Below are 20,560 nucleotides of genomic sequence, written 5' to 3'. Positions count from 1 at the left end.
TGGCGTATCCGCCTTTCAGCCCACACCTGTCCAATCGCTATTATTTAGGCGCCATGCGTATCGCGCCGTCAAGACGAATCGTTTCGCCGTTCAACATGGGGTTGTCGATGATGTGCAGGGCCAAGGCTGCATATTCCTCGGGTTTGCCGAGGCGGGAAGGGAACGGAATGGAGGCTGCCAGAGAATCCTGAACCTCCTGCGGCATGGCCAGAAGCATGGGCGTGCCGAATATGCCGGGTGCAATGGCCATGACCCTGATGCCGAAACGCGCGAGTTCGCGGGCGGCGGGCAATGTCAGACCGGCAATGCCTGCCTTCGATGAAGCATAGGCCGCCTGGCCGATCTGGCCATCGAAGGCGGCAACCGAGGCGGTTGAAATGATCACGCCGCGTTCACCCGTGTCCAGCGGCTCGAGCTTGGCGGCCGCATCGCTGACCAGCCGCAGCATGTTGAACGAACCGATGAGATTGACCTCGATGACCCGGCGGTACAGTTCCAGATCATGCGGACCGTCGCGGCCGACAATCCGCCCGGCATTGGCGATACCGGCGCAGTTCACCAGGATTCGTGCGGTGCCAAGCTTGTTTGCGACATGGGCGACTGCCCGCTCGGCGTCGTCCGCGCTCGATACGTTGCAGGCGACCGCCAGGCCGCCTATGTCATCGGCAACTTTTTGCGCCGCATCGGCATTGATGTCGAAAAGGGCGACTTTTGCGCCTTTCTCTGCCAGCGCGCGCGCCGTCGCCGCGCCCAGGCCCGATCCGCCACCCGTAACAATCGCTGTTTGGCCCTGAACGTTCACAATGCATCTCCTCGTTGATTTTCATGCGTTCTGGCACGAGTTTGGGTGCTGATCCAGTCGTTATTTGCGGGCGCAGATGGTGAAAAGCATGTCCGGGCCCGGATTATGCCGATTTAAAAACGCTGCTTAGCAAAAGTTCGAGACGTCTCATTTAGTGAATTTCGCTATTTTTACGGCTTTGTTAAAAAGTTTCCCCAGAATCTTCGTTTCTTCATGAGGTGGTAGGTTGACTGCGAATAAATCTGCTTGCATTGCGACATTGCAAAGGCTTCCATGCAACCTCGGTTGCGGGCATGGGGGCCGGCAACACAAAAAACCTCTGAAGGTGGAAAAATGAAGACCTACAAGAAACTCCTTGCGGCGACAGCGCTTGCAATGTTGACGGGTGGGCTGATGGCAGGTGGAGCCTCGGCTAAATCTCTCGTGTTCTGCTCTGAAGCTGCTCCCGGCGGTTTCGACCCTGCGCTCTATACCGGCGGTGAAACGCTTGACGCGACCGGACAGGCTGTTTTCAACAAGCTTGTTGAATTCAAGCTTGGTACATCCGAAGTCGAGCCGAGCCTGGCAACAAGCTGGACGATTTCCGATGACGGCCTTGAATACACATTCAAGCTTCGTCCGGGCGTCAAGTTCCAGACAACCAGCTATTTCACGCCAACGCGCGATCTGAATGCCGATGACGTTGTTTTCTCCTTCGAACGTCAGAAGGAAGGCAGCAAATGGGCCAAGTATGTCGAAGGCGCGACCTACGAATATTTTGAAAGCATGGACTTCCCCAAGCTGATCAAGGAAGTCAAGAAGGTCGATGACCTGACGGTCAAGATCGTGCTGAACAAGCCAAGCGCCCCGATGCTTGCCGGTCTTGCAATGGACTTCTCCTCGATCGTCTCGAAGGAATATGCCGATAAGCTTCAGGCTGACGGCACACCGCAGAAGTTCAACGAGCAGCCCGTCGGATCAGGCCCATATCAGTTCGTTGATTACCAGCTGAACACGGCCATCCGTTATGAAGCCAACCCCGGCTATTGGAAGGGCAAGGTAAAGATCGACAACCTGATTTTCGCTATAACGACCGATGCTGCTGTACGCGTACAGAAGATCAAGGCGGGCGAATGCAATATCACCATCTATCCTGATCCGGCTGACGTGGCGGGCCTCAAGGCTGATACCAATCTGAAGGTTATTCAGAAGCCAGGCCTGAATATTGCTTATCTTGGTTACAACACGACCCAGGCCCCCTTCGACAAGCCGGAAGTGCGCAAGGCGCTCAATATGGCCATCGACAAGAAGGCAATCGTTGATGCCGTCTATCTCGGTCAGGGCACACCGGCGGTCAACCCGATCCCGCCGACAATGTGGTCCTATGACAAGGCAATCAAGGATGACGAATACAACCCTGAAGCAGCCAAGAAGGCTCTCGAAAAGGCTGGCGTCAAAAATCTGTCGATGAAGATCTGGGCGATGCCGGTTGCGCGCCCCTACATGCCGAACGGCCGCCGTACGGCTGAACTGCTGCAGTCCGACTTTGCCAAGGTCGGCGTGAAGGTCGAGATCGTCAGCTATGACTGGCAGGAATACCTGAAGCGCGCTTCCGATCCGAAGCATGACGGTGCGGTCATCCTCGGCTGGACCGGTGACAATGGCGATCCGGACAACTTCCTTGCCGTGCTGCTGTCGTGTCAGGCCGTTGGCCAGGCCAACCGTACCGCATGGTGCAACAAGGAGTTCACTGCGCTCATCGACAAGGCTGCTGTGACTGCCGATCAGGCCGAACGCACCAAGCTTTACGAACAGGCTCAGGTCATCTTCAAGCGTGAAGCACCATGGGCCACTTTGGCGCACTCGTTGGTAACCGATGTGACGACGAAGAATGTGACCGGTTACGTGCAAAGCGCGTTCGGTGTTCACAACTTCGCCGATGTTGACATCACCGAGTAATTGACTCCTCGCGGTACCGGCTTCGGCCGGTACCGCCTTTTATTGGGTTACCATGTTCCGATACATCGCTTCACGAGTGCTGCTGCTGATTCCGACCTTTATCGGCATCAGCTTTGTGGCTTTTATGTTTATCCGCCTGCTGCCGGGCGATCCTGTCATTGCGCTCGCAGGCGAGCGCGGCATGACGCCGGAGCGTCACCAGATGCTGCTTGAGCAGTTCGGCTTCAACAGGCCGATCTGGGAGCAGTACTTCTCGTTCCTTTGGAATATTTTCCATGGGGATTTTGGGACGTCGATCGCCAGCAAACGGGCGGTCCTTGCGGACTTCCTCTCCCTGTTCCCAGCTACGCTTGAGCTCAGTCTCTGCGCCATGCTGTTTGCCGTCATCATTGGCATTCCCGCCGGCATTTTCGCCGCGGTCAAGCGCGGTTCGATCTTCGACCAGCTGAGCATGGGAATTGCATTGGTTGGTTATTCCATGCCGATTTTCTGGTGGGGTATCCTGCTGATCATCCTGTTCGCCGGTATTCTGCACTGGACGCCGGTCTCGGGCCGCATGGATCTGATCTATTTCTTCAAGCCCACAACCGGCTTCATGCTGATTGACAGTCTCATTTCCGGGCCGAAAGGTGCGTTCAAATCCGCATTCTCGCACCTGATCCTGCCGACGATTGTGCTTGGAACCATTCCGCTCGCGGTCATCGCCCGCCAGACACGTTCAGCCATGCTGGAAGTGCTGGGTGAGGATTATGTGCGCACGGCGCGTGCCAAGGGTCTTGCGCCCAAGCGGGTCATCGGCATCCATGCCCTGCGCAATGCCATGATCCCTGTCATCACGACCATTGGCCTGCAGATGGGCCTGCTGATGGCAGGCGCCATCCTCACGGAGACGATTTTCTCCTGGCCAGGTATCGGCAAGTGGATGATCGACGCCATCGCCAAGCGCGATTATGTCGTCGTTCAAGGCGGCCTGATGCTGGTCGCGCTGATCGTCATGACCGTCAATTTGATTGTCGATCTGCTCTATGCGGTCGTCAACCCGCGTATCCGCGTAAAGTGAGGAACCGTGACTAACGAAGTTTCCCCTCCCGCACCGCTCGCCGCCGCCCCGTCAACGGGCCGCATGGGCAGGTTCACGGAATTCTGGTTCTATTTCAGCGTCAACAAGGGCGCTGTCATCGGGCTTGCCACTCTGATTTTTCTGGTACTTGTTGCCATTCTCGGACCGTTCATTGCGCCGCATGCGCCCTATGAGCAATATCGTGAAGCGCTGTTGACGCCGCCAGCCTGGCAGGAGGGCGGCAATTCGTCGTTCCTGCTGGGAACGGATGCCGTCGGCCGCGATCTGCTGTCCCGCCTGATCTATGGCGCGCGCTTCTCGCTGTTCATCGGTCTGATCGTCGTTGCCATTTCCATGGTCACGGGCGTCATTCTCGGTGTTCTCGCCGGCTATTTCCGCGGTTGGGTCGATGCGCTGATCATGCGCATCATGGACATCATTCTCGCCTTTCCGCCGCTGTTGCTGGCGCTGGTGCTCGTCGCCATTCTGGGACCTGGGCTGTTCAATGCGATGATCGCCATTGCGCTGGTTCTGCAGCCGCACTTCGCCCGTCTGACGCGCGCAGCGGTCATGAGCGAAAAGAACCGTGAATATGTGACTGCCGCCAAGCTTGCCGGCGCGGGTCACATACGGCTGATGTTCAAGACGATCCTGCCGAACTGTCTGGCACCGCTGATCGTTCAGGGCACGCTGTCCTTCTCGAACGCGATTCTTGAAGCGGCGGCTCTTGGCTTCCTCGGCATGGGTGCGCAGCCGCCCACACCGGAATGGGGCACCATGCTTGCCGAAGCGCGCGAATTCATCCTGCGTGCCTGGTGGGTTGTGACTTTCCCCGGTCTGGCCATCCTGATTACCGTGCTTGCGATCAATCTCGTCGGCGACGGTCTGCGCGATGCCCTCGATCCCAAGCTGAAGAGGAGCTGAGATCATGGCGCTGCTTGAAATCAAGAATCTCTCGGTCGGATTTGACACGAGCTCTGGCCAGTTCATGGCCGTGCAGGGGATCGACCTGCATGTCGATGCCCGCGAAGTGCTGGCCATTGTCGGTGAGTCCGGCTCCGGCAAATCGGTTGCCATGCTTGCGGTGATGGGGCTTTTGCCGAAGACGGCCACCGTCACGGCCGACACCATGACCTTCAATGGCCATGACATGCTGACGATGACGACCAAACAGCGGCGGGAGATCGTCGGCCGCGACGTGGCGATGATCTTTCAGGAACCCATGGCAAGCCTCAATCCGTGCTTTACGGTTGGCTTCCAGCTGGAAGAAGTTTTGCGCTTCCATATGAAAATGGATGCCAGAACCCGGCGCACGCGGGCAATCGAATTGCTGCAGCAGGTCGGTATTCCCACGCCGGAGGAACGGCTGAACTCGTTCCCACACCAGATGTCGGGCGGCCAATGCCAGCGCGTCATGATTGCCATCGCCATTGCCTGCAATCCCAAGCTGCTGATTGCCGACGAACCGACGACGGCGCTCGACGTGACCATCCAGAAGCAGATTCTCGATCTGCTGGTCAGCCTGCAGGCCAAGCATGGCATGGGTTTGATCATGATTACCCATGACATGGGCGTCGTCGCGGAAACGGCTGATCGCGTGATTGTCCAGTACAAAGGCCGCAAGATGGAGGAAGCCGACGTGCTGTCTCTGTTTGAAACGCCGAAGAGTCCCTATACGCGTGCCCTTCTTTCGGCCTTGCCGGAAAATGCGACGGGTGACCGCCTGTCCACCGTCGCAGACTTCATGAAGAACGAAGCCGCCAATGCAGGAGCAGCAACATGAGCGAGATCGTTCTTGAAGGGCGCAATATTGTCCGCGATTACCACGTCAGCGGCGGCCTGTTCGGCAAGCCGAAGACAGTGCGTGCGGTCAAGGGTGTCAGTTTCACGCTGGAGAAAGGCAAGACCCTTGCCATTGTCGGCGAAAGCGGCTGCGGAAAGTCGACGCTCGGCCGCATCCTGACGCTGATTGATCCGCAGTCGGAAGGCGAGCTGCTGATTGACGGCAAACCCATCAACATTGCCAAGGACAGGGTGACGCCGGAAATGCGCCGCAAGGTGCAGATCATTTTCCAGAATCCCTATGGTTCGCTCAACCCGCGCCAGAAGATCGGCGAGGTTCTCGGCGAACCGCTGCTGCTCAACACCAACAAGTCCGCCGCCGAGCGGCGGGACCTTGCCATGCAGATGCTGGTGAAAGTTGGCCTCGGTCCGGAGCACTACAACCGCTATCCGCACATGTTTTCCGGCGGGCAGCGCCAACGTATCGCCATTGCCCGTGCATTGATGATGAGCCCAAGCCTGCTTGTCCTTGACGAGCCGGTCTCCGCGCTTGACCTTTCGGTGCAGGCACAGGTCCTCAACCTGCTGGCTGACCTTCAGGATGAATTCAACCTGACCTATGTGTTCATCAGCCATGACCTGTCGGTCGTGCGCTACATCGCCGATGAGGTGATGGTGATGTATTACGGCGAAGTGGTTGAGTACGGAACGCGGGACGAGGTATTTTCGAACCCGCAGCACAGCTATACCAAGACCTTGTTTGCGGCGACGCCGAAATCCGATGTCGCCAGCATCCGTGCCCGTCTGGAGAAGAAAAAAGCCGCCGCTTGATTTTAGCGCGCGGTTCGTCCGTTAATGGCAGACCCGTTGTGCGTGGTTAACCACGCACAGCACGATTTGCAGGAGGAACTGTTATGAGCGGACGTCAGCCGATTGCAACTGCCCCGAAGGACGGCAGCAAGGTCCAGGTCTTCTGGACGGACGAGGACGGGCAGGAGAACGAATCCCTGGCGCAATACCGGTCGCTGGACCGCCTGAAGGCAACTGGCGGCCAGTGGGATGAAACCGACGCGGGCTGGTGGATCTTCACCGATTCAAACACGCAGAAGAAAGTCACGCCGCATGCATGGCAACCGGCCGGCAAAAGCGGCGATAACGATGAGGACGGCGACGACAAGTAGACCTGTCCGCGCTTCAAGCCGCCGCTGAAATCTCGAAATCGACGTGGATTTTGTCGTAAGGGAAGATCATCTTGCCAGTCCCGGTTTTGGTGATCACCCCCGCATTCAGAAGCAGTGTGACATCCGCATGAACGCCCTTGAAATCGCGCTCAGCCCGGCGTGCGATTTCGCGGATGCTCAGAGGGCCTGCTCCGGCCATTGCGGTCACGATCTCCAATCGCTTGGGCGACAGAATTTTGTGCATGACCTCCCAGGTGACAAAACTGAACTGGGGTGTCGTCTCGGCCTCACCTGTTTTCCAGGCGATCTCAACATCATCGAGAGCGGACGCCAGTGTCTGAACCTTAAAGGTGATTGTTTTCATGGAGCATCTTTCAACATCGCCTTTGAAATCCGCCAGAAGCGCTTCTATCGTCGAAAACGCATAGGGAATTTCCGCTTCTCCAATATGCCTGTGATCGCCTTTGCCAGCTTCATTGTCGTACCGTAACACGCAGACATTATTGGCAACCAAAGCAAAACGATATTTGTACGTGTGGCTGCTGCCTTTCAATGGCGCCGGAATACGCCAGACCACAATCTCCGTGAATATGTTCTGGCCCACGAAGACCCGCCGGGAAACAAGGCTTTCTGCCTGCGCCATGACTGTACCATCATCAAAAAACGATGTAAATCACACCATCAATATGGAGTGAACCATCGCATTGTAGGGATGTTCACGGCTGGTTTCTCTGATGCTTTAGTAGCCCCCGCACGATGTCGTCGGCGGAGATCATGCCGAGAATGGCGCCGTTCTCGACAATGCCGACATCGCCGCCATTTTTCGACACCGCCTGCATGATCTGGCGCACGGGGGTGGCCAGCCGTGCCGTCGCGGCGAAGGGACGGTTGGCGGACCGGCTGCGGTCAAGCGGCACCATGATGTCGCCGGCCGTCAGCACACCCAGCGGATTCATGTTGGCCACGAAGTCAGCGACATAATCATTGGCCGGGTTGAGCAGGATATCCTGCGCCGTGCCGCACTGGATGATGCGGCCGCCCTCCATGATGGCGATGCGATTGCCGATCTTCATCGCTTCGTCGAGATCGTGGCTGACGAAAACGATGGTTTTCTTCAGCCGTTCCTGCAGGCTGAGCAGTTCGTCCTGAAGGCGGGTACGAATGAGCGGATCGAGCGCCGAAAACGGCTCGTCCATCAACAGGATCGGTGCGCCGGTGGCAAAGGCGCGGGCAAGGCCGACACGCTGCTGCATGCCGCCGGAGAGCTCGCCGACCTTGCGCTTGGCCCAGTCCTTCAGATTGACCAGCGCCAATTGCTGTTCCACGGCTTCCGCCCGGTCTTCCTTGGACACACCCGACAATTCGAGACCGAAGCCGACATTTTCCTCGACCGTGCGCCAGGGCAAAAGGCCAAACTGCTGGAAGACCATGGAGACAAGATGCTTGCGCAGATCGCGCAGCGTATTCTTGTCCGCCTTGCCGACATCGACGGAGCGGCCGCCATGATGCACGACGACCGAGCCGCGCGAAATCGGGTTGAGGCGGTTGATGGCGCGCAGGAGCGTGGATTTGCCCGAGCCGGACAGGCCCATAAGCACGAGGATTTCACCTTCGGCAATAGTGATTGAGCAATTGTGGACGCCGAGCACATGGCCGGTTTCCGCCTGGATGTCCGACCGGCTCTTGCCCTGGTCGGCAAGCGCCAGCGCGCCGTCTGTCTTCTTGCCGAAAATGATGCAGACGTTTTCAAGGGTGATCGCGGTCATTCACCAGGCTCCTTGCCGGGACGGAAGATACGGTCAAGCACGATGGCGACGACCACGATGACAAGGCCTGCCTCGAAGCCCAATGCCGTGTTGACCGAATTGAGCGCGCGGACAACCGGAACGCCGAGCCCATCGGCACCGACCAGGGCGGCAATGACCACCATGGACAGCGACAGCATGATGGTCTGGGTCAGGCCCGCCAGAATTTGCGGCATGGCATAGGGCAGTTCGATCTTCCACAGAAGCTGGCGCGACGATGCGCCAAAGGCTTCACCTGCCTCAACCAGATGCTGCGGGGTGGAGGACACGCCCAGATGCGTCAGCCGGATCGGAGCAGGCAGAACGAAGATCGCCGTTGCGATCAGGCCGGGCACCATGCCGATGCCGAAGAAGACGATGGCCGGGATGAGATAGACGAAGGTCGGCAATGTCTGCATCAGATCAAGGACGGGCCGGATGGCCGCGTAGAAGCGGGGGCGGTGGGCGGCGATGATGCCGACGGGGACACCGATGCCCATGCACAGGATGCAGGAGGAGAGCACCAGCGTCAGTGTCTCCATCGTTTCCTTCCAGTAGCCCTGATTGAGAATGAACAGGAAGCCGAAGAGAGTGAGCAGGGTGACCGCAATCGAACGGCGCAGCGCATAGGCAACCGCTGAAAAGATGGCGACCATGATCAGCGGATGCGGATATTTCAGGACGAACATGAGGCCGTCGATGAACGACTGCATGACGAAGGCGAGCCCATCGAAAAACCCGGCGAAATTGTTCGTGAGCCAGTCGACGACGGCCTTTGCCGTCTTGCCTACCGGAATCTTGTCTTGTGTCAGCCAGTCCAAGCGAAAATTCCTCTGTCGGTTGCAGTATCAGGCGAAAGAATCGCCCGGCGCAGGCGCCGGGCGACAATATCGGCAGGCCTTAAAGACCGAGAGACTTTTTGACGGCTGGCAGACCGTCCTTGCCGTCAACCGTGGTCACACCGGCAAGCCAGGTGTCGAGAATGGCAGGATTGGCCTTCAGCCATTCGGAGGCGGCCTTCGGGCCGTCTTCGCCGTCATCCAGAATCTTGCCCATGATCTCGTTTTCCATTTTCAGGTCGAATTTGAGATTGGCCAGAAGTTTGCCAACATTCGGGCATTCGGTCGTATAGCCGGCGCGAACATTGGTGTGAACGGTTGCACCGCCAAAGTCGGGGCCGAAGAAATCATCGCCGCCGGAAAGATACTGAATCTTGAAGTTGGTGTTCATCGGATGCGGCGCCCAGCCGAGGAAGACGATGGGCCCCTTGGTTTTCGTCTGCTTGGCAACCTGCGCCAGCATTCCCTGCTCGGATGATTCGGCAACCTCGAAGCCCTTTAGGCCGAAAGCATTCTTGGAGATCATGTCGAGGATCAGGCGGTTGCCGTCATTGCCCGGCTCGATGCCATAGATCTTGCCGCCGAGCTCGTCCTTGAACGTGACGATATCCTTGAAGTCTTTCAAACCCTTGTCATAAAGGTACTGCGGTACTGCCAGCGTATATTTTGCGCCGGTGAGATTCACACCGAGATCCTCAACCGTCTTGTTGTCGAGATAGGGTTTGAGATCGGCGGCCATGCTGGGCGTCCAGTTGCCCAGGAATACGTCGATGTCTTTCTTGCCGAGGGACGCATAGGTTACGGGAACCGACAGGACCTTCGTATCGGTGGAATAACCCAGTCCCTTGAGCACGGCGCTTGCCGCTGCCGTGGTCGAGGTAATGTCGGTCCAGCCGACATCGGCGAATCGAACGGACTTGCAACTCGCGGGTTCCGCGGCGAATGCGGTGCCGGCGGTCAGCGTGAGAGCCAGTGAAATGGTCAGTTTGGTCAACATTTTCATCGATTGTTCTCCCTCTCCGGTTTTCTACCGGCTGTTAAGGGCATGAACCAAGCACCAATTTCGCAGGGGTTCAAGCATAGCCGCGCATAAATCCGGTCAATTCGCGACAGTTGTTGATATTCCGGCAAAAGTTGCACCCTCTGCACCGGAGAGGCTTCAAGCGCGGCCACGAGTCTGATTAAACGCCCCTATGGCAAAACTTTATTTCAGCTACTCCACAATGAACGCCGGCAAGTCCACCATGCTCCTGCAGGCGTCCTACAATTATCAGGAACGCGGCATGCGGACGATGATGTTCACGGCTGCGCACTATGCGGAAAATGGCGTCGGCGTGATTTCCTCCCGTCTTGGCGTGACCGCTGCGGCCGAGCTTTACCGCGACGAGGACAATCTTTTCGACCGGATTGCATCGGCGCATGGCGAGAATGCATTGAGCTGCGTTTTCGTTGACGAGGCGCAGTTCCTCACCCGGGAACAGGTCTGGCAACTGGCACGCGTTGCCGACCGGCTGCATCTGCCCGTCATGTGTTTCGGACTGCGCACGGACTTTCAGGGCAAGCTTTTCCCCGGCTCGGCGGAGCTGCTGGCCATCGCCGATACGCTGCGGGAGATCAGGACCATCTGCCATTGCGGCTCGAAGGCGACCATGGTCGTCCGGCATGATGCGGCTGGCAGGGCAATCGTTGAAGGAGATCAGGTGTCCATCGAGAAATCCGTGTATGTCTCGCTTTGCCGCAAGCATTGGGAAGAAGAAACCGGGCGGATTGCTTTGGACCATTAGAGCCGGCTCCGGCCCAATATCGCCTGTCATTTTTCTACAGGCTTTTTTTCGTTAAATGCCGTGTCTATATTCGGGCGGCAGATAAATTTATGATTTTATCTTGGGCATCTAGGGGAGACACCAATGGCGAGCTTGCAGAGCTTTGATACCGAGATCGAAAAGACCCGGAACATGGTCAATGAGATGCGGACGAAAATAGACCAGTCCAGCGTCGTGCTCGACAAGTTCGCCAAGGCGGATACCGCGATTGGAAATCCTGACTTCGATATTGAAAATGCCCGCATCGACGATGTCCTGCGCCAGCAGAAGGTGATGGAAGGCAATATTGCCGACCTGATCATCGGACTGGAAGATGCGACCAATGTCTTCGGTTCCGAATTTGAAAGCATGAAGAGCTATTCCGGCTGGGAAAAGCTGGTCGGCGTTTTCTCCAAGGACAAGATGCAGCGTCTGCGCACGGATCGCGTGCGCAACATGTCGCTGGCCGGCAATCTGCAGGAATTGCTGTCGAAGTCCGACCGCATCGTTGGCATTCTCAAAGAGCAGAAGACCATTCTCGATGCGCGCTACAAGACGTCGGAAGCCAGCCTTGCCAATGTGATCGAGCGCCGCAAGACGACAGTGGCGACGCTCGAAGCCACCCAGAAGCGCATCGAAGAGCTGAACCCGCTGCTGCTCGATATTGAAAACCGGATTGCCGCCTCCACCGATCAGGGCACCCGCGCCACGCTGGAAGGCGACCGCTCGAAACTGGCAACGGAATACAATGAGCGTCAGGCGAAGGAGCAGGAGCTTCTGGCGGAAAGCCAGACGCTGGAACGCTACACCTCCATGTTCCAGACATTCGTCGATTCGCTCAACAACCAGATCGCCGCGCAGAGCACGCTGATCAACAAATTGTCGATCGATACCGAACAGCGCATCGTTCTCTACAAGGCGCTGGAAGATTCCTTGAAGACGGCCGCCCAGCAGGACGTTGCCCACAAGATCAATACCCTTGGCAGCCGCGTCGATACGGCGGCGGAAGAGACCATGGCCGGTGTTGGCGCCGCGGCGCAGAAACACATTGGCGACCTTCTGGAGATGCACGAGAAGAACATGGTCAGCACCCAGGATATCCAGCGGCGCAAGAAGCTCGCCGACGATGCATTCTCACGCCGTTTCTCGGAAGTCCTGAAGAAACACAATTCCGCTGACTACGTGCAGAATTAATGGCTGGGAATGCTGATCTGACCGCCGCCGAACGCTATTTCGGTGCGATCCGCGCTGCGCTGGACGGGCTGGATATTTTTCTCAACAACCAGCAGTCGCCGCTCTACAAGCACGATCTCGTCGCCCAGACCGTATCGGAATATCTGCGGCGGCTGGAAGCCTCCTTCGAATGCTGGCGCAACCGGATCGGCTTTACCGACCGGTTCCAGATTTCGCGCGCCGAAAGCGGCTTTCCGGTTTTCCAGAATGTGCTGGAACTGGAAAATGACAAGCGGGACACCAGGGCCCGGCTGGCGGCCATTCCGCCAGCGGCAGCGCTGCGCCATGAAATGGCGGATTTCATCCTGCGGCACCGCGCCTTTCCGCGCGATCTGCAGAAATCGATGGCGGAGCGGATTTATCTGGAAGCGGTCGAGCAGGGCGAGGTTTTCTCGCCCTTCATCCTGCCGGTGACCATCCGCGTTTCAGTCAATCCAAAGACCATGCGGCCGCTCTACGTGGTGCACTGGGGCGCCTTTGACGGCGCTTCCAACCTGCCGCTGATCTACATGGCGATCATCGAGGATTCGTCGGACGGCCTCGTGGAAACCCTCGTGGGCAAGGATGGCAAGCTCAATCCCGGCGTGCGGATTCCGTTGCCTGTCGGCGGCCTGCTCAATCCGGAACTGGCGCGGCGTTTTGATGATTTCGCCGCCAAGAATTCGGCCTATTCGCTGTCGCCGGTCACGATTGCGACAAGCCTCGATACGGATTTTCCGGAGCTTCACCCCAAGCAGTTGCGGCGCGTGGTTCTCGGGCCGTTCTATACGACGGGTATTACCGAGCATAACCAGACGGTTGCCGACGTTCTGGAACGCGTGCGCAAGCCGGAGGATGCCTGGCTTCTGACATGGACCATGCAGGAGGTTTTCTCCAAGGCGGAACGGCCGGGAAAGCGCGGGCTGTGGTCGTCGGAGCCGGCGCGCGAGGAGTTCTATATCAATACGGATGATCTGGAGGCAGCCCGGCAGGGCGTCAGCAGTTACGAACAGCACGCGCTGGTGCCGCACGAAGCCTATCAGGCGCTCTATGCCTCGGGCGAGGCCAGCCGCATTTTCAGCGGGTTCAAAACCCATATCCTGTCCAATGGCCAGGTCATCAGCGACATTTAGGGGAGCACGATCATGGATGTCGGTTTGACCACCATCGACGAGAAGGACATCACCAAGCATCTGCCGGTGGCGCAGGCCATGGTCACGCGCTTTGTCGTGCTGGAATCGGGCGATGCGAAATCCGGGACCGAGCTTGCCGGTACCGGGCGGCGGTTTGTCTCAACCGTTTCGACCGGCGGTTTGCGGTCAACGCGCGAGGTGGATCTGACCAGGACAATCCAGGCCGTCCGTCCTGATGACCAGATGTTGTCCATCGCCCAGCACACGCTGTTGTTCCGGGTGCGCCGTGGCGTGGCGGTGGCATTGGCTGTTGCCGATGTTTTCGGCCGGCAGAGTGATCTGGAGAACCTTTTGGCGCGCAATGCCTCGGCACCCCTGCAGGGAGAAGACGCCAGCCATTTCAAGAAGCTCTTGTCCGCCGCTGCCTACGTCTCGGCCTTTGCGCTGGCTGCCTATCTCGGCCAGCTGATCGAAGCGGATAGCCAAGCCGCCAATGACGTGACGGTTCCAGACTTTAATTTCGATACGGCGCAGGATGCACTGAAATCCATCGTCGGCGGTTTGGACCGGGCCATTGCCGGTGCCGCCGATGAACAGACCATGCTGGCGCGGGCGAAGGCCTATGCCGCTGCGGCCATTGAAGGCCTGCTGCAGCGCAAGGGGCGTTTTGACGGGCTTGGCAGCTTTGAAGACACGCATCTGCGTCTCGACAGCGACGATTTCACGCTTGACGGTTTCGATGTAGCGCCGGGCAAGAAGCGCACGCCGTTGGTGATGACCTTCAAAAAGCCGGATGAAGTCATCGGTAATCACATTGCCAAATATCAGGCGCTGAAGCTGTCAAAGATGCTGATGGCCTATGATTTCGACCGGCAGCTCAACCCGTTCGTCGAGCTGGGCGGCTTTCTGTTCACCTTCATCGGCGACGGCGCACCCGGCACGGGCAAGACGACGCTGATCCAGATGATTGCCGGTCTCGTCAACGATTACTGCCAGGTGGCGGGCTATGCCTTCCATTACGAGAATTTCGGCGTCGACCAGATTTCCTCCTATCAGGGAAAATCCGGGCAGAACTGCCGGCAATTCGTCAACAACGTGCTCAATCCGCGCGTGATCGGCTTCGGTACCATCGACGATATCGATCAGGTTGCGGCGCGGCGTTCCGACGACCGGGCGTCTGCCGGCCAGCAGGAAATTACCGGCGTGCTGATGGAAGCTTTTGCCGGGGCATCGACGGTGGTGCGCGGCAATTGCGCGTTCGGCATGTTCTCCAATTATCCGGAGAATGTCGACGATGCACTGCGCCAGCGCGCCGGGGCACGCTGGCTGGTGGACGGGCCGCAGACGCGCAACGATTACATCGATATCTTTGCGCTGCTTGCCGGCAAGAACCACAGGATTCCGCTGGGTGAACACACGCTGTTCGAAGACCAGCAGATCGAACGCGCCGTGGATGCCGCCTATGAACAATTGTCGAAGCCGCAGGAAGACGGGCTGAAAGCGGTGTATGAGCGCTTCATTTCCGAGAACGGCGAACCGGAAACGCTTGCCGATATCGGCACCTATCTGCACATGATCAAGGAGCGCGAACCGCGGTTCACCGGCCGCGCCATCAAGAATGTGACGGACGCGATCAAGATGCGCGCCATGGACATTGAGCTGCCGGATGAGTGGTTCGAAAAGCCCGAGACCTTCATGCACAAACCCTACGACGACAAGAAGGCAATGGTTGAGGAACTGCGCAAGCCCTTCACCATGGAGATGGTGCTGCAGGAAACCAACCGGTATGCGGATTCGGAATTCCGTTATGCCGACAAGTCCGACGATGCCGCCGTGGAGAAAATCGTTCGCGATGCGCGCCTGCGCGAACGGGCGATCAGGGAAGTGGAAGCCCTGAAAGCCAGGGGGCAGTGGGACGCCTGATGGACCTTCTCTATGAAAACGAACTGATCTACGGGCGTCTGCTGACGATCGACCAGCCGCATCTGATCGAACGCTACAACCGGGCGCTGACGGCTTTTGGCTTCAAGGCAACCGAACTTGCGCGGTTCAATATTGACCGGACGGGGTTCTCGCCGGAAATCGCCGCTGAGCTGAAGGACCCGTCCTATCTCGATCCCAATGGCGTCAACCGCCGCTTCATCATTCTGACGCCGGATCAGGCGACGCTGCCGGTGGTTCACACGCAGTTCTCCAACACGTCCCAGCTGATGTACGAGTTTTTCAGCAGCAATGCGCGGGCGATCAACGCGCTGACCATCAAGGATGTGATCTTCGGCGAGATCGAGGACAGTGTTTCCATTGTCAACGACATCGAGGATCTGCTGTCGATCAATCAGGTCGAGTTCCGCGTCCTTTCCGCTGAAAACGTCATGGGGCAGGCGGCGGAACTGCGTCTCTTGGTGGACCGGCTGCAGAACGAGCCGAACACCTGGCGCGACGACGATCTCATCAACCGCATGGTCGACCTTGCCAAGGTCACCGGCGATATCCGCGAGAATTCACTGGTGCCCGACAAGGTGGTGTTCCGCCACAGCGCCTTCTGGACCAGCCATTTCGGCGGCATCTATATCTTTGTCGATGACAATACGACAACGGTCATCGGCGATCCCGCTGCTCCCGGTTTCCGCCGCTCGCGCCCCTGGCAGGTCAATTACATCTCGATCAAGGATGCCGACCAGGTGTTCCAGTTTCTTGCCGCGACGGGGCGTATCGAGTTGCCGCGCGGCTCGTGGATCGAGCAGTCGGGCTATCTGGAAAACCGCGGCGAAATGATCATCCGCCATCTCATCCAGACGCTTGAACCGGAACGCAATCTGAGCGGCATTGATCGCATCTGGCTGCAGACCTGGATTCACGCCAATGCCAGCCTGATCAATCATGACGGGACATGGCCGTTCCTGAACGCCGTGAAACGTGAAATTGCCCAGACAGGGCAGATCAACCTCTCCGAGATCGATCCGGCGCGCCGTTTTCTGGTGGTGCGGGCGCTCCCAAGCCATCCCGATGCCTGGCTGGTCAATCAGCTGATCAGTGATTTTGTCCCATGGGATTTCCTGTCGCGTTACATTTTCAACAAGCAGGGCTTCTACGCCGATTACGGCCGCTGGAACCCCGCTTATCAGGAACACGTTGTCGATATACTCAAAACCACCTATTTGAAGGACAAGGAAGGGCTGCGCAGGCGGTTGTATGGTCTTGAGTGAAGCCTATCAATGTTCAAATTAGAAATAGACGATGATGTAGTTTGCGGTTTCACGATCACCCCACACGGCACAATTGCCAGTTCCGAGGACTCTAACTAGTTTTCGACCATTTGCTGCTGCAATCAAAATGGCTAGCTTGTTTTTCCCATCAGCGGTGTTGCCGTCAAAAGCGAAATCATCTTTGAAAGTTCCAGAACCACAAGCGGGTCCGCCTGAATGTGGCTTATCTAAGCTGAACGTTACAGATCCGCCGGGATTAGCAATTATATTTTGAACTAAACCTGAGCCGTCCCCAGTAGCATCGGCTGGAATGGTATATACTATAAGTAACGTGGTAAAAATGCATGTAGATTTTCTCATAAGAAATACCCGTATTATAATTATCGTTGGAATTAAATGATTTAGTTCAGTAGTACATATATGCTTGCTCCAATGTCTGCGGCACTGTTTGGACTACCATAAAAGCGCTGCACCATCTCGATATCCGTCGCGCTAAGCCTGCCATCACCGATCCATTTCGGATTGCAATAATTCATGACGGAAGCCAAATCCCATGCGCCAACCAGCAGGTCGCCATTGGTACCCTGTGCTCCCTGGTCGTGATCGCACGCGCCTGGTGGGGTATCCGGTCTGTTTTGTTCGTGGGCGAACCCGAGGGCATGTCCGAATTCATGGACGGCGATTTTTCTGATGCAGTCAGCCGTTGTCCTCTGACAACCAGGGCTCCATTGTGTAAACTCGAAATTCAGTTGAATGCCGGGATCAAGGTTTTTCAATCGGGTTCCCAAGCCGTAAGTTGCTGGGCCCTCTTCGTTGACAACGATGGTTAGCCCCCCGTTTTGCACTCCCGCTACGCATCGCTCCCATCCGACGAAGCGGATGAGCGAAGCGGCCTCCCATGTATCAGCAACCGCTTGTCTTACTATTTCGCGCTGTGCGGCATAGTCATTGAATGTTTGGGGTTGCATATTCCAGCATGTCGTTATGGGTGCTATCGGCCATAAAACCGTGGTAAGGGGATATCCTTTTTCCTGCTTGGGGCTGTGAGCACTCGCCTGAGAAAAAGCCCAGCCGCTATCCCTGTTAACGCCGCTTGCTATCAGCAGCGTGCAGGCGGCGAAGGCTGCGATAAAAAGATGGAAACGAGACATGCGGACTCCATTCGATCTTTCGCAAATGATGCCCATGAAGAGGTTAACCGGATGCGGCCGTCAATATTACTTTCGTAGGGGGTATCTTGCCTCATCCCCTACCAATATGCAGGGGGAATTAGTGCTGGATATTTGAGATCGAAGCCTTGCCTATCAGGAACACGTTGTCGATATACTCAAAACCACCTATTTGAAGGACAAGGAAGGGCTGCGCAGGCGGCTCTACGGTCTCACCTCCTAACAAGGATGCACAATGCTCGATCCCGTCATCAACTTCTTCAGCCGGATTTTCTATCTGATCGGACGCGGCATCGGCTATGCGGTCGGTATCCTCCTGTGGCCGTTCCTGTGGGCAGGGCGCTGGTACACCCAGCGCGGCTGGATCCTGAAGGCAGTCGTGGGTGCAATACTCATTCTCTGGGTCGGGCTTTACGGTTATTTCTTCTGGGTCACGCAGGTCTGGACGAATTTCAATCCGGACTATGTCGCCGCCTATAATTTCGACAAGCGTGACGTTGCTGCCGGCGAACCGGTTGCTGCGCAAGCCGCCGGGACGGCACCCAAGAGCTGCGCCCGGTCGGCCATTGTGGAAGTCACGGCTGATCTCACTGATTTCAACGTGAACCAGAATGCCTGGATTTCCTCCATGCTGCTGTTCAAGCTCGGTTTCTTCGGCATGTCGTGGGACGATACGCCCTTCCTCGACAACAAGGCGGCGTTCCAGCGCGGTATCAACTCCGCCGTGCGGCGGACAGCTGTCGAGCTTGTTGACACGCTTGGCCGCGTCCGCGGCACATCGCAGATCGATAATGATCTGCAGAAAGCGCGCGGCAACCTGCAGTTCACCGAGGATGCATGGTATTTTGGCCTCAACCCGTTTGGCCCCAAGACTCCAACCCCGAGCTACTACCGCTCGGCGGTCAAAGACCTCAGGACGTTCAATTCGAAACTTGAAACCTGCAGTGCCGTATTCGACGCGCGTGCCGACAATCTCATGCAGTTCATCGACCGTATTGCCAATGATATCGGCTCTACCTCTGCTATCCTGAAGGATCGCTCGGAGAAGAACAATTATGGCTGGTTCGATACCCGTGCGGATGACCGGTTCTGGTTCGCCTATGGCCAGCTCTACGCCTATTACGGTCTGATGAATGCGGCGAAGGTCGACTTCAAGCAGGTCGTGCAGCAGAAGAATCTGGCTCCCCTGTGGGATGGCATGGACGGACAGCTCCGTTCGGCGCTCAACATAACGCCATGGATCATTGCCAATGGCAGCGAGGGCGGTTGGTTGTTGCCCAACCATCTGACAACCATGGGTTTCTATATCCTGCGCGTGCGTTCCAATTTGATCGATATCAAGCAGGTTCTGCAGCAATAAGTGGACTTGGGCGGGTAAAATGCTATATTTGGCCTTGGAGTGAGGGCGAGCTTTCGCCCACCCTCTTTCCTGGTTACATGAATCGGATCCGGAGGATCACTTGCCAGCGATTCCGGATCCTTTTCATTTCCAGGGTGATGCTGAAGGGTTTAAACCACATCGCTCCACCTCCAAGTTTGAAAGCATGGCTGATGCCGCAGCCGGAGCAGCCCATCTCCTCCGATACACCGCTGGCCCGGTGCTGTTGCTTTTGCCTTCAACACGTCCATTGATGACGAAGTGCGACCGGTTCGGCAACGAACGGGGAGTTGTGTGGCAATAGGTATCCGGTTGCGGGGCGGTCAAACCGTCAGGCGTGCGTTCCAACCGGATCGATATCAAGCGGGCTCTGCAGCAATAAGTGGACTTGATCGGATAAAATGCTATATTTGGCCTTGGAGTGAGGGCGAGCTTTCGCCCACCCTCTTTCCTGGCTACTTGAAAAGAACCCGGATAGTGACTTGCCAGCCAGTCCGGGTTTTTTTCATTTCCAGGGTGATGCCGAAGGGTTTAAACCACATCGCTCCACCTCCAAGTTTGAAAGCATGGCTGATGCCGCAGCCGGAGCAGCCTATCTCCTCCGATACACCGCTGGCCCGGTGCTGTTGCTTTTGCCCTCAACACCTCCATTGATGACGAAGTGCGACCGCTTCGGCAACGAACGGGGAGTTGTGTGGCGATAGGTATCCGGTTGCAGGTCGATCAAACCGGCAGGTGCGTGGTTTCCTTGACTTCTTCCATGACGGCATAGGTATGCGTCTCGCGCACGCCCGGCAGTGACAGCAGGGCATCGGAGAGAAAACGGCGATAATGTTCCATGTCGGCGACGCGCGCCTTGATCAGGTAATCGAAACCGCCGGCAACCATGTGGCATTCCATCACGTCGGGGTTGCGCCGGGTCGCAGCGGCAAAGGTGGCAAAAACATCGGGAGTGGTGCGGTCCAGCTTGATTTCGACGAAGACCAGCATTGCACGGTCGAGCTTTTTCGGCGACAGTCTGGCCGTGTAGCCAAGGATATAGCCGTCTCTTGTCAGGCGCTTGACCCGTTCCGTGGTCGCTGTTTGCGAGAGGCTGATACGCTCGGATAACTCGGTGTTGGAGAGCCGCCCGTCCTTCTGCAGCTCGCGCAAAATGCGCCGGTCAAGACTGTCCAGGTTTTTCATCTCTAAAATACCCCGTATTTTTAGTTTTTTACGCTGTTTCTCAAGCGTTCATTGGTGAGAAGAACCAAGTGGAATAGATTATATGGAAA

The 20,560-nt window shown here is 57.1% G+C and carries 20 protein-coding genes; 12 read left to right on the top strand and 8 right to left on the bottom strand.

Going from position 1 to position 20,560, the window contains the following annotated elements:
* Window positions 1-40: 40 nt before the first annotated feature.
* Window positions 41-802, bottom strand: coding sequence for a 3-hydroxyacyl-CoA dehydrogenase (locus ACTJJ7_RS21120; RefSeq protein WP_105731981.1), 762 nt, complete (start codon window positions 800-802; stop codon window positions 41-43).
* Window positions 803-1,135: 333 nt separating this feature from the next.
* Between ACTJJ7_RS21120 and ACTJJ7_RS21115 the strand changes: the two genes are divergently transcribed.
* From ACTJJ7_RS21115 to ACTJJ7_RS21090, 6 genes are all read left to right on the top strand, one after another.
* A complete protein-coding gene (locus tag ACTJJ7_RS21115) occupies window positions 1,136-2,740 on the top strand; it encodes an ABC transporter substrate-binding protein (RefSeq protein WP_105731982.1) in 1,605 nt (534 codons plus the stop codon).
* Between the two features lie 52 nt (window positions 2,741-2,792).
* Entirely contained in the window at window positions 2,793-3,800 is a 1,008-nt protein-coding gene (locus ACTJJ7_RS21110; RefSeq protein ID WP_105731983.1) for an ABC transporter permease subunit, read from the top strand.
* Between the two features lie 63 nt (window positions 3,801-3,863).
* Window positions 3,864-4,724 (top strand): ABC transporter permease subunit, encoded by an 861-nt coding sequence (locus ACTJJ7_RS21105; RefSeq protein WP_105731984.1) that lies wholly within the window; start codon window positions 3,864-3,866, stop codon window positions 4,722-4,724.
* Between the two features lie 4 nt (window positions 4,725-4,728).
* Window positions 4,729-5,583: an ABC transporter ATP-binding protein gene (locus ACTJJ7_RS21100; RefSeq protein WP_105731985.1), complete on the top strand. Its 855-nt coding sequence runs from the start codon at window positions 4,729-4,731 to the stop codon at window positions 5,581-5,583.
* Window positions 5,580-6,413 carry an ABC transporter ATP-binding protein gene (locus tag ACTJJ7_RS21095; protein WP_440968722.1) on the top strand — a complete coding sequence of 278 codons (834 nt, stop codon included), beginning with the start codon at window positions 5,580-5,582 and terminating at the stop codon, window positions 6,411-6,413. Before ACTJJ7_RS21100 ends, ACTJJ7_RS21095 begins: the two co-directional genes overlap by 4 nt.
* An 83-nt stretch (window positions 6,414-6,496) precedes the next feature.
* Complete coding sequence (locus ACTJJ7_RS21090) at window positions 6,497-6,763, top strand: hypothetical protein (RefSeq protein ID WP_440968721.1); 267 nt, start codon at window positions 6,497-6,499, stop codon at window positions 6,761-6,763.
* Window positions 6,764-6,776: 13 nt separating this feature from the next.
* On the opposite strand, the gene ACTJJ7_RS21085 is transcribed toward ACTJJ7_RS21090, so the two are convergent.
* From ACTJJ7_RS21085 to ACTJJ7_RS21070, 4 genes are all read right to left on the bottom strand, one after another.
* The gene (locus ACTJJ7_RS21085; protein WP_440968720.1) at window positions 6,777-7,406 is read right to left on the bottom strand and encodes a toxin-antitoxin system TumE family protein; all 630 of its coding nucleotides are present in this window, start codon (window positions 7,404-7,406) and stop codon (window positions 6,777-6,779) included.
* Window positions 7,407-7,479: 73 nt separating this feature from the next.
* Entirely contained in the window at window positions 7,480-8,529 is a 1,050-nt protein-coding gene (gene choV / locus ACTJJ7_RS21080) for a choline ABC transporter ATP-binding protein (protein WP_105731990.1), read from the bottom strand.
* Window positions 8,526-9,368 carry a choline ABC transporter permease subunit gene (gene choW, locus ACTJJ7_RS21075; protein ID WP_105731991.1) on the bottom strand — a complete coding sequence of 281 codons (843 nt, stop codon included), beginning with the start codon at window positions 9,366-9,368 and terminating at the stop codon, window positions 8,526-8,528. Before choW ends, choV begins: the two co-directional genes overlap by 4 nt.
* A gap of 79 nt (window positions 9,369-9,447) precedes the next feature.
* On the bottom strand, window positions 9,448-10,389 hold the full coding sequence (locus tag ACTJJ7_RS21070) for a choline ABC transporter substrate-binding protein (protein ID WP_440968719.1): 942 nt from the start codon (window positions 10,387-10,389) through the stop codon (window positions 9,448-9,450).
* Between the two features lie 190 nt (window positions 10,390-10,579).
* Between ACTJJ7_RS21070 and ACTJJ7_RS21065 the strand changes: the two genes are divergently transcribed.
* The 5 genes from ACTJJ7_RS21065 (at window position 10,580) to ACTJJ7_RS21045 (ending at window position 16,739) form a co-directional block, all read left to right on the top strand.
* Entirely contained in the window at window positions 10,580-11,170 is a 591-nt protein-coding gene (locus ACTJJ7_RS21065; protein ID WP_440968718.1) for a thymidine kinase, read from the top strand.
* 123 nt (window positions 11,171-11,293) lie between these two features.
* Window positions 11,294-12,382, top strand: coding sequence for a hypothetical protein (locus ACTJJ7_RS21060; RefSeq protein WP_105731994.1), 1,089 nt, complete (start codon window positions 11,294-11,296; stop codon window positions 12,380-12,382).
* Entirely contained in the window at window positions 12,382-13,533 is a 1,152-nt protein-coding gene (locus tag ACTJJ7_RS21055) for a hypothetical protein (protein WP_440968717.1), read from the top strand. Before ACTJJ7_RS21060 ends, ACTJJ7_RS21055 begins: the two co-directional genes overlap by 1 nt.
* 12 nt (window positions 13,534-13,545) lie before the next feature.
* On the top strand, window positions 13,546-15,456 hold the full coding sequence (locus tag ACTJJ7_RS21050) for an AAA family ATPase (RefSeq protein ID WP_440968716.1): 1,911 nt from the start codon (window positions 13,546-13,548) through the stop codon (window positions 15,454-15,456).
* Entirely contained in the window at window positions 15,456-16,739 is a 1,284-nt protein-coding gene (locus ACTJJ7_RS21045) for a DUF6638 family protein (RefSeq protein WP_440968715.1), read from the top strand. The genes ACTJJ7_RS21050 and ACTJJ7_RS21045 overlap by 1 nt, the downstream gene beginning before the upstream one ends.
* Window positions 16,740-16,757: 18 nt before the next feature.
* On the opposite strand, the gene ACTJJ7_RS21040 is transcribed toward ACTJJ7_RS21045, so the two are convergent.
* Window positions 16,758-17,099 carry a hypothetical protein gene (locus ACTJJ7_RS21040; RefSeq protein WP_440968714.1) on the bottom strand — a complete coding sequence of 114 codons (342 nt, stop codon included), beginning with the start codon at window positions 17,097-17,099 and terminating at the stop codon, window positions 16,758-16,760.
* Window positions 17,100-17,140: 41 nt separating this feature from the next.
* Entirely contained in the window at window positions 17,141-17,890 is a 750-nt protein-coding gene (locus ACTJJ7_RS21035) for a M57 family metalloprotease (RefSeq protein ID WP_440968713.1), read from the bottom strand.
* A 253-nt stretch (window positions 17,891-18,143) separates the two neighbouring features.
* Between ACTJJ7_RS21035 and ACTJJ7_RS21030 the strand changes: the two genes are divergently transcribed.
* Complete coding sequence (locus tag ACTJJ7_RS21030) at window positions 18,144-19,268, top strand: DUF2333 family protein (protein WP_440968712.1); 1,125 nt, start codon at window positions 18,144-18,146, stop codon at window positions 19,266-19,268.
* Window positions 19,269-20,009: 741 nt separating this feature from the next.
* Here ACTJJ7_RS21030 and ACTJJ7_RS21025 read toward each other — a convergent pair.
* Complete coding sequence (locus ACTJJ7_RS21025) at window positions 20,010-20,471, bottom strand: Lrp/AsnC ligand binding domain-containing protein (protein ID WP_105731999.1); 462 nt, start codon at window positions 20,469-20,471, stop codon at window positions 20,010-20,012.
* Window positions 20,472-20,560: the final 89 nt, after the last annotated feature.

It is taken from the genome of Phyllobacterium sp. 22229 (genome assembly GCF_052056495.1).
GTDB lineage: Bacteria > Pseudomonadota > Alphaproteobacteria > Rhizobiales > Rhizobiaceae > Phyllobacterium > Phyllobacterium myrsinacearum.
Note: the sequence above shows the minus strand (reverse complement) of the source record. Positions and strands in the feature narration are given on the sequence as shown.

Excerpts from the sequence above, each read along its gene's own strand:
- ACTJJ7_RS21110 (WP_105731983.1), top strand. The coding sequence starts at position 2,793 with ATGTTCCGATACATCGCTTCACGAGTGCTGCTGCTGATTCCGACCTTT.
- ACTJJ7_RS21115 (WP_105731982.1), top strand. The coding sequence starts at position 1,136 with ATGAAGACCTACAAGAAACTCCTTGCGGCGACAGCGCTTGCAATGTTG.
- ACTJJ7_RS21045 (WP_440968715.1), top strand. The coding sequence starts at position 15,456 with ATGGACCTTCTCTATGAAAACGAACTGATCTACGGGCGTCTGCTGACG.
- ACTJJ7_RS21055 (WP_440968717.1), top strand. The coding sequence starts at position 12,382 with ATGGCTGGGAATGCTGATCTGACCGCCGCCGAACGCTATTTCGGTGCG.
- ACTJJ7_RS21090 (WP_440968721.1), top strand. The coding sequence starts at position 6,497 with ATGAGCGGACGTCAGCCGATTGCAACTGCCCCGAAGGACGGCAGCAAG.
- ACTJJ7_RS21105 (WP_105731984.1), top strand. The coding sequence starts at position 3,864 with ATGGGCAGGTTCACGGAATTCTGGTTCTATTTCAGCGTCAACAAGGGC.
- ACTJJ7_RS21085 (WP_440968720.1), bottom strand. The coding sequence starts at position 7,406 with ATGGCGCAGGCAGAAAGCCTTGTTTCCCGGCGGGTCTTCGTGGGCCAG.
- ACTJJ7_RS21035 (WP_440968713.1), bottom strand. The coding sequence starts at position 17,890 with ATGTCTCGTTTCCATCTTTTTATCGCAGCCTTCGCCGCCTGCACGCTG.
- ACTJJ7_RS21070 (WP_440968719.1), bottom strand. The coding sequence starts at position 10,389 with ATGAAAATGTTGACCAAACTGACCATTTCACTGGCTCTCACGCTGACC.
- ACTJJ7_RS21025 (WP_105731999.1), bottom strand. The coding sequence starts at position 20,471 with ATGAAAAACCTGGACAGTCTTGACCGGCGCATTTTGCGCGAGCTGCAG.
- ACTJJ7_RS21095 (WP_440968722.1), top strand. The coding sequence starts at position 5,580 with ATGAGCGAGATCGTTCTTGAAGGGCGCAATATTGTCCGCGATTACCAC.
- ACTJJ7_RS21065 (WP_440968718.1), top strand. The coding sequence starts at position 10,580 with ATGGCAAAACTTTATTTCAGCTACTCCACAATGAACGCCGGCAAGTCC.
- ACTJJ7_RS21100 (WP_105731985.1), top strand. The coding sequence starts at position 4,729 with ATGGCGCTGCTTGAAATCAAGAATCTCTCGGTCGGATTTGACACGAGC.
- ACTJJ7_RS21030 (WP_440968712.1), top strand. The coding sequence starts at position 18,144 with ATGCTCGATCCCGTCATCAACTTCTTCAGCCGGATTTTCTATCTGATC.
- ACTJJ7_RS21060 (WP_105731994.1), top strand. The coding sequence starts at position 11,294 with ATGGCGAGCTTGCAGAGCTTTGATACCGAGATCGAAAAGACCCGGAAC.
- ACTJJ7_RS21050 (WP_440968716.1), top strand. The coding sequence starts at position 13,546 with ATGGATGTCGGTTTGACCACCATCGACGAGAAGGACATCACCAAGCAT.
- ACTJJ7_RS21040 (WP_440968714.1), bottom strand. The coding sequence starts at position 17,099 with ATGAGAAAATCTACATGCATTTTTACCACGTTACTTATAGTATATACC.
- choV (WP_105731990.1), bottom strand. The coding sequence starts at position 8,529 with ATGACCGCGATCACCCTTGAAAACGTCTGCATCATTTTCGGCAAGAAG.